Here is a 7913-nt window from a genome sequence, read left to right on the forward strand (position 1 = left end):
TGCGCGGGCGCAGCACGCTGGCATGGCACGCGTAGCCGTGCCCCAGGCGCAGGCGGCGCGTCTCGTCGTCGACGAGCCCCACCACGAAACTCAATTGCAGGTCGGGCTCGGCCAGCCCGGCGCGGCTGCGCACGAAGGCGCCTGCTTCGGCCAAGTTCGATGTCAGCATGCCCGATCGCTCGCGCCGATAGCGCAGGCTTTCGCCAATCAGCCGGAAGGCGCTGCCCAGCGAGATGCCGAACAGTTCGGACGCACGCACGCGTCGTTGCACCGAGACATCCACGTGATCCTGCAGATTGGCGCCAACGCCTGGCAGGTCGTGGACCACGGGAACGCCAAGCTCGCGCAGATGCATCATCGGCCCCACGCCGGAGGCCATCAGTAATTGCGGAGACCCGAACGCGCCTGCAGCAAGGATCACCTCCCGACGCGCGCGGATTTCCAGTTCCTTGCCGTCGCGCCACGCAACGACACCCACCGCGCGCCTGCGTTCGAACAGCACGCGCAGCACGTGCGCCCCCGTCAGCACGTGCAGGTGGCTGCGTCCGCCGTTGCTGGTCCGGTTGCGGGCATTGCCGCCGTGCAGATAGGCGCGCGCGGCATTCCATCGCTCGCCGTTGTGCTGGGTCACCTGATACCAGCCCACGCCTTCCTGCTCATCGCCGTTGAAGTCGCCGTTGCGCACGATGCCGGCACGCTGTGCTGCGTCGATGAAATGGTGCGCGAACGGGTTCGGCGAACGCAGGTCACTGACGTGCAGCGGCCCGGTGCCACCGTGAAGCGGATCGTCGTCCTCGCCGGCCAGACGCGCGTTGCACTCGGCGCGGCGGAAATACGGCAGCACGTCGACCCACGACCAGCCGTCGCAGCCGGCATCGGCCCAGGCGTCGTAGTCGGCCGGGCGGCCGCGCGTGTAGATCATGGCGGAGATCAAGGATGAGCCGCCGAGGCCGCGTCCACCCGGCAGGCTGACTCGCCTGCCGTCCAGCCCTTCCTGCGGGACGGTTCGGTATCCGACATTGCGCGAGCCGGCCCGTGGCAGGAACGCAGCGCCCGCGGCGGGTGTGCGTACCAGCACATGGTGATCGTGGCCGCCTGCCTCGAGCAGCGCGATACTGTCGTTGCCACTGTCGGCCAGCCGCCCGGCCAGCGCGCAGCCGGCCGAGCCGGCGCCCACGACGAGATAGTCAAAGGTCGCTTCCATCTGTCTCCTCGCGTGTCGGTGTCCGTACTGCCAGTCCCCAGCGGACGCGTGTCGCGAAAATCCAGTGTAGGCGCTGGCGCGGGGAGCCGTGAAGCGCGGCGATGCCACTTCGCCCAACCCGGCCGCCGCGCGGCGTTTGGTAGTCACCCTCCATTGCGATAACCGCGCGGCTGGCTTATGGTGGCCGATGGTCAATCGTCAATGGCCTGCGGGCTGCCGCCCCGCCCCGGAACCAAACCGTGTCCCAGAAGGAGACCGCCAATGAGAGAAGTGCCCGCCATGTCGTCCTTGTTTGATGCAATGCGCGCAGCCTCGCGGCACGACCAGACACCGCCATGGGATGTGCGGGCCGACCGGCTGCGCCGCTTGCGCAGGCTCGTGCAGGCCAATCACGAAGCCATCTCCGCAGCCATCAGCGCGGACTTCACCAATCGTCCGCGGCAGGAGACCGCGCTGCTGGAAATCTTCCCGAGCGTGGCCGGGATCGATGACGCATTGCGGCACGGCAAGCGCTGGATGCGTGTGCGCCGCGCCAGCACCGGCCTCTGGTTCAAGCCTGGCCGCTCGCGCCTGATGCCGCAGCCGCTTGGCGTGGTCGGCATCGTGGTGCCGTGGAACTACCCGCTGTACCTGACCATCGGACCGCTGACAGGCGCGCTGGCGGCCGGCAATCGCGCGATGGTCAAGCTGTCGGAGTACACGCCACGCTTCTCCGCATTGTTCGCGCAACTGGTGCAGGCGGCCTTCGCGCCCGACGAGGTGGCCGTGATCAACGGCGACGCCGACGTGGCTGCCGCCTTCAGCACCCTGCCATTCGACCACCTCCTGTTCACGGGCTCGACCAACGTCGGCCACCATGTGATGCGGGCCGCTGCGGCGAACCTCACGCCGGTCACGCTGGAACTGGGCGGCAAGTCACCCGCGATCATCGGGCCGCATGCCGATTTCGAGCGGGCCGTGGAGCGGATCCTGGTGGGCAAGCTGCTGAACGCGGGCCAGACCTGCATCGCGCCCGACTACGTGCTGGTGCAAGCCGACCAACGCGACCGCTTCGCCGAGACGGCTCGCCGCTGCGTCAGCCGGCTTTATCCCGATATCGCGCGCAACCCCGACTACACCAGCATCATCAGCCCACGTCACTTCGACCGGCTGGAGTCGATGATCGCCGCCGCCACCGCGGCGGGGGCGCAGGCAGTGCCGCTGACCGATGCTACGCCGGACGCCGCCGCGCGCCGCCTGCCGCCGGTGCTGCTGACGGATGTGCCGGACAACGTGATGGCGATGCAGGAGGAAATCTTCGGGCCGGTACTGCCCGTGGTGACGTATCGCAGCATCGAGGACGCGATCGGCTTCGTGAACGCGCGCCCGCGCCCACTGGCGCTTTATGTGTTCGATAAGTCGGGGGATGTGGTGGACCGTGTGATGCGCCAGACCGTAGCCGGCGGCGTGACCGTCAACGACACGCTATTCCATATCGCCCAGGACGACCTGCCATTTGGCGGCGTCGGCCCGAGCGGCATGGGCGTCTATCACGGCAAGGCCGGCTTCGAGACGTTCTCGAAGCTCAAGCCGATCTTCCATCAGGCCGGCCTCAATGGCGCCGGACTGCTCAAGCCGCCCTACGGCAAGCGGTTCGAGTCGATGTTGAAGCTGCTGCTGCGCTGACAACGCCCGGCTCCCGCGCTACGGGAACGGGCGTATTTCCCACCTTCAAGCCGCCAGCATCGGCTTGCCCAGCATCTTCGACAACACAGCCTCGGGCGAGTGCGTGCGGTCACCAATGGCGGCGGGGTCCAGGTAGATGGTCTGTTCCATCATGGCCTTGCCGCGCATGGCCGCATGGAGAAGCTGGTCGCTGAACACGATCCAGGTCGAACCCGGCGGGAACTGGAATTCCTGTTGCGGCACCGACTTCTGGTAGTCGAGATCGGCCTTGGCCAGATCATGCAGCTGCAGCATGCGATGGTCGTACTCGCTGCGCGCGCGCTTGGTGATGTGCAGGGTCTTCATCAGCCAGGATTGGCCGGGCCACATCCCGTGGGTCTTCGGCACGAAGTGGCCCGCGAAATCTGCGAATGGCTCGCCCACGCGCCAGACGCGCGGTGCCTCCGGATCGATGTTGTGGAACACGCGCAGCAGGCGCTTGCCAAGCAGCGGATTCGAAGGGAACGCATCGACGTGCAGGCGCGTATCGTCCTTGCGCCAGCTCACCGGGCGTCCGGCGATCTCGCTCGGCCGCAACGAGGTACCCGCGCGCGTCATGTGCGGCCCATACTCGGGGAACAGCGCGTGAATCAGCGACTCGGTCGATTCGGCGTACCGGCGGATCAGGTTGTAGAGATCGGTCAGGTCCTGCTGGGTACCCGCCGCGCCGCGCACGGCGCCTTCGTTGGCACGCAGGTTGATGTTCTTCGACTTGCCGTCCGAGTAGCGGCTATCGAGAAAACGCTCTTCTCCCGGCGCAAAGCGGAAATGCAGGTTCGGGAAATACAGCACGGCGCCTTGTTCCAGTTCACGGCGCAGCGTCGCCTGCGTCTCCGGCGAGACTTCGGGCGACCAGTCGGTGTAGGGCTGAGTACGGATCAGATCCAGAGACATAGCCATTCCATTAAGTTCGGTTTGGACCGGATTTTACCCCTACTGTGCCCGAGGTCTTGTGCAGCAAGATCAACAAAAAACCCCGCGCGCTCCCGAAGGACCGGCGGGGTCTTGATCCGGCAGAACGCCCGGACGCAGCGGCAGGCGCTTACAGGCCGGCGGCAGCGCGCAGAATCGCGGCCTTGTCAGTGGCTTCCCACGAGAACTCCGGCTCCTCGCGGCCGAAGTGGCCGTAGGCGGCGGTCTTCTCGTAGATCGGACGCAGCAGGTCCAGCATCTGGACGATGCCCTTCGGACGCAGGTCGAAATGCTCCTGAACCAGCGCGGCGATCTTCTCGTCGGAGATCTTGCCGGTGCCTTCGGTGTACACGGTCACGTTGATCGGGCGGGCCACGCCGATCGCGTAGCTGACCTGCACCTGGCACTGGCGCGCCAGGCCGGCGGCCACGACGTTCTTGGCCACGTAGCGGGCGGCGTAGGCGGCCGAACGGTCCACCTTCGACGGATCCTTGCCCGAGAACGCACCGCCACCGTGCGGCGAAGCGCCACCGTAGGTATCGACGATGATCTTGCGGCCGGTCAGGCCGCAATCGCCTTGCGGGCCACCGATCACGAAACGGCCGGTCGGGTTCACCAGGTACTTGGTTTCCTTGAGCATCTCGGCCGGCAGCACCGGCTTGATGATCTCTTCGATCACGGCTTCACGGATCTGGGCCTGCGAGATGTCCGGCGCGTGCTGGGTCGACAGGACCACGGTATCCACGCTGTGCGGACGGCCGTCCACGTAGCGCACGGTCACCTGCGACTTGGCGTCCGGACGCAGCCAGGGCAGGCGGCCGTCACGGCGCAGCAGCGACTGGCGCTCTACCAGGCGGTGCGAGTAGTAGATCGGGAACGGCATCAGTTCCGGCGTTTCATCGCAGGCATAGCCGAACATCAGGCCCTGGTCGCCAGCGCCCTGGTTCAGGTAGTCGTCCGACGCGCGGTCCACGCCCTGGGCGATGTCCGGCGATTGCTTGTCGTAGGCCACCAGCACGGCGCAGCCCTTGTAGTCGATGCCGTACTCGGTGTTGTCGTAACCGATGCGCTTGATGGTTTCGCGCGCGACCTGGATGTAGTCGACGTTGGCAGTCGTGGTGATTTCACCCGCCAGCACGACAAGTCCCGTATTGCAAAGCGTCTCGGCCGCCACGCGGGCGTACTTGTCCTGGGCAAGGATCGCGTCAAGGACAGCATCCGAAATCTGGTCGGCTACTTTATCGGGATGGCCTTCGGAGACTGATTCCGAAGTGAAAAGGAAATCGTTCGACACGATCTGGTTTCTCCAAGTTGGCTATTGCGTGCCAGCCTCGGGAAACGATGCGGCGACGCTTTAGCGGTATTTTCAAGCCCCTCGGGTAGAGCGGCATCGCCCCGCAAGTTGTCAGTTAACTCGGCGATGCAGGCTATTATACGCGCCTGCCGGCCTCGCTGCAGCGTGCCATGTTGGGTATGCCACAGGCGGCGGCCAATGCAAACCCGATATTGTTATTCACGGCCGGCACGCTGCCGAATTTAGCCCTGACGGCGTCATGACATTTATTTTCTGGCTGATTTCCCGCTTACCACTGCGCGCGCTCCACGCGATCGGCGGCGCCCTGGGACTGCTGGCGGCACGGCTGCCAGGCCGCTATGGACGCAGGCTGGAGGAAAACTTCCGCCACGCCTATCCGGATGCATCCGACGCCATGCTGGCGGAAGCCGCGCGCCACTCGGGCCGGCTGATCATGGAAATGCCGTACTTCTGGAGCCGCAAGTCCATCACGGTCCGCACGGACAACTTCGACGATCATCTCTGGCCGGAACTGGCGCGCCTGGAGGCGGCCGGCAACGGTGTGATCGTCCTGACGCCGCATCTGGGCTGCTTCGAGGTGCTGCCCCAGTCGTACGCGCGCCTGCGCCGCGTCACCGCGATGTTCAAGCCGCCGCACCAGGCATGGTTGCGCGAGTTCGTCGAACAGATGCGCAGCCGGCCCAACATGGCGATGGCCCCGGCCAATCCACGCGGCGTGCGGATGCTGGTCAAGGCCCTGAAGCGCGGCGAAGCGGTCGGCATCCTGCCGGATCAGGTGCCAAGCGGCGGCGAGGGCACCTGGGCGCCGTTCTTCGGCAAGCCGGCCTATTCGATGACGCTGGTGCACCGGCTGCAGCAACTGACGAAGGCCCCGGTGGTGATGGTCTATGCCGAACGACTGCCGAAGGGCGCGGGCTATCGCGGCCACCTGCGTATCCTGAGCGATGGCGGGATGTTGCCCGAAGATCCCGCTGCGGCGTCGGCCGTGATCAATGCGGCTATCGAAGACTTGATCACTATCGACCCGACCCAGTACCTGTGGGGGTATAACCGCTACAAGTGTCCAACCGGCGCGGAATTGCCGCCGGACACGCTCGCCACCACACAGGCCACTACACGTGCCGCTGCACAGGCCACTACCAACAACAACATTCAATGAGCCGGATCTTCACGTGGCTCGGCATCGGTCTGCTGACGGTGCTGGGCAAACTCCCCTACCCGTTCGTGGCCCGCTTCGGCGAGGCGCTAGGCAGCATTCTGTTCATGATCCCAAACCCGCGCCGCGAAGTGGTGCGGGCCAACCTTCGGCTGTGCTTCCCGGACAAGACCGATGCGGAAATCGAGGCGATGTCGCGCGAGACCTACCGCAAGGTCTTCCGCAGCTTTGCCGAGGGCGGCATCTTCTGGACCTGCAACGAGAAAAAGATGCGCCAGCTGGTGCAGATCAACGACCAGGGCGACCTGCCCTCGCTCGACGGCTCGCCCCATATCCTGGTGACACTGCACCTGTCCGGCCTGGAAGCCGGCGCGATTCGCCTGACGATGCACCTGCGCGACACCGTGGGCCGATCGGGCGCCTCGCTCTACACGGTGCAGAAGAACGCGCTGTTCGATGATTTCCTGAAGGTCGCGCGCGGCCGCTTCGGCGCCAACATGATTTCGCGCAACGACAGCGTGCGCAACATCCTCCGCGTGCTGAAGAAAGGCGAGGCCCTGCAGCTGATCTCCGACATGGACTTCGGCGAGCGCGACTCCGAGTTCGTGCCGTTCTTCGGCGTGGAGGCGCTGACCCTGACATCGGTCTCCCGGCTGGCCCGGCTTGCGGGCGCCAAGGTCGTACCCATCTACACCGAGCAGTTGCCGGACTACAAGGGGTATGTCCTGCACATCCTGCCGCCTTGGGACGACTATCCCGGCGAAAGCGTCACCGACGACACACGGCGCATGAACGCGTTCTTCGAGGACGCCATCCGTCCGCGCGTGCCCGACTACTACTGGGTGCATAAACGCTTCAAGCACCGCCCGCCCGGCGAACCTGACATCTACTGATTACAATTCCGGACATGAAACTCCAGTTCACCAAGATGCACGGCGCCGGCAACGATTTCATCGTGCTGGACGGCATTCACCAGAAGCTCGATCTGACCGACGCGCAATGGCGCGCGCTGGCAAATCGCCATTTCGGCATCGGCGCCGATCAGATCCTGATCGTTGAAAAATCCTCGCGCGACGATGTGGATTTCCGCTACCGGATCGTCAATGCGGACGGCGGCGAAGTCGAACACTGCGGCAACGGCGCCCGTTGCTTCGTCCGCTTCGTCACGGACCGTGGCATGACCGACAAGCAGTCGGTTCGCGTGGAAGTCATGAACGGCGTCATCACGCTGAAGCTGCAGGACGACGGTCAGGTGACGGTGGACATGGGTGAGCCCGAACTCACGCCGGCCCGCGTGCCATTCATCGCCGACGGCCTGCCGACGCGCGCCGAAGCTCAGGACACGCTCTATGGCCTCGAAGTCAACGGCCGCACCGAGTGGATCTCGCCCGTGTCGATGGGCAATCCGCACGCGGTGCAGATCGTGGACGACGTGGAGCAATTCCCGGTGCTTCAGGACGGCCCGGTCATCGAGCACCACAAGTCGTTCCCGAACCGTGTCAATGCCGGATTCATGCAGATCGTCGACCGCAACACGGTGCGGCTGCGCGTGTTCGAACGCGGCGCGGGCGAAACGCTGGCATGCGGCACGGGCGCCTGCGCGGCCGTGGTGGCCGGCATCC

The 7913-nt window shown here is 65.5% G+C and carries 7 protein-coding genes; 4 read left to right on the plus strand and 3 right to left on the minus strand.

What is annotated here, in order from left to right; all coding sequences use genetic code 11:
- A partial coding sequence (locus D769_RS19445; RefSeq protein WP_008648551.1) for a GMC family oxidoreductase N-terminal domain-containing protein occupies window positions 1–1204 on the minus strand: 1204 nt, incomplete at its 3' end.
- 261 nt (window positions 1205–1465) lie between these two features.
- Here D769_RS19445 and D769_RS19450 point away from each other — a divergent pair.
- On the plus strand, window positions 1466–2869 hold the full coding sequence (locus D769_RS19450) for a coniferyl aldehyde dehydrogenase (RefSeq protein WP_008648552.1): 1404 nt from the start codon (window positions 1466–1468) through the stop codon (window positions 2867–2869).
- 45 nt (window positions 2870–2914) lie between these two features.
- Here D769_RS19450 and D769_RS19455 read toward each other — a convergent pair whose 3' ends face one another.
- Both D769_RS19455 and metK read right to left on the minus strand, forming a co-directional pair.
- Window positions 2915–3808, minus strand: a complete 894-nt coding sequence (locus D769_RS19455) for a Kdo hydroxylase family protein (protein WP_035881267.1) — start codon at window positions 3806–3808, stop codon at window positions 2915–2917.
- A gap of 142 nt (window positions 3809–3950) precedes the next feature.
- Complete coding sequence (metK, locus tag D769_RS19460; protein ID WP_008648556.1) at window positions 3951–5114, minus strand: methionine adenosyltransferase; 1164 nt, start codon at window positions 5112–5114, stop codon at window positions 3951–3953.
- Between the two features lie 259 nt (window positions 5115–5373).
- Here metK and D769_RS19465 point away from each other — a divergent pair, with 259 nt between their 5' ends.
- The 3 genes from D769_RS19465 to dapF form a co-directional block, all read left to right on the plus strand.
- Window positions 5374–6294, plus strand: a complete 921-nt coding sequence (locus D769_RS19465) for a lysophospholipid acyltransferase family protein (protein WP_008648558.1) — start codon at window positions 5374–5376, stop codon at window positions 6292–6294.
- The gene (locus D769_RS19470; RefSeq protein ID WP_008648559.1) at window positions 6291–7184 is read left to right on the plus strand and encodes a lipid A biosynthesis lauroyl acyltransferase; all 894 of its coding nucleotides are present in this window, start codon (window positions 6291–6293) and stop codon (window positions 7182–7184) included. The genes D769_RS19465 and D769_RS19470 overlap by 4 nt, the downstream gene beginning before the upstream one ends.
- Window positions 7185–7198: 14 nt before the next feature.
- Window positions 7199–7913 (plus strand): diaminopimelate epimerase (gene dapF, locus D769_RS19475; RefSeq protein ID WP_008648560.1); only part of this gene is annotated, 715 nt, incomplete at its 3' end.

It is taken from the genome of Cupriavidus sp. HMR-1 (assembly GCF_000319775.1).
Taxonomy (GTDB): domain Bacteria; phylum Pseudomonadota; class Gammaproteobacteria; order Burkholderiales; family Burkholderiaceae; genus Cupriavidus; species Cupriavidus metallidurans.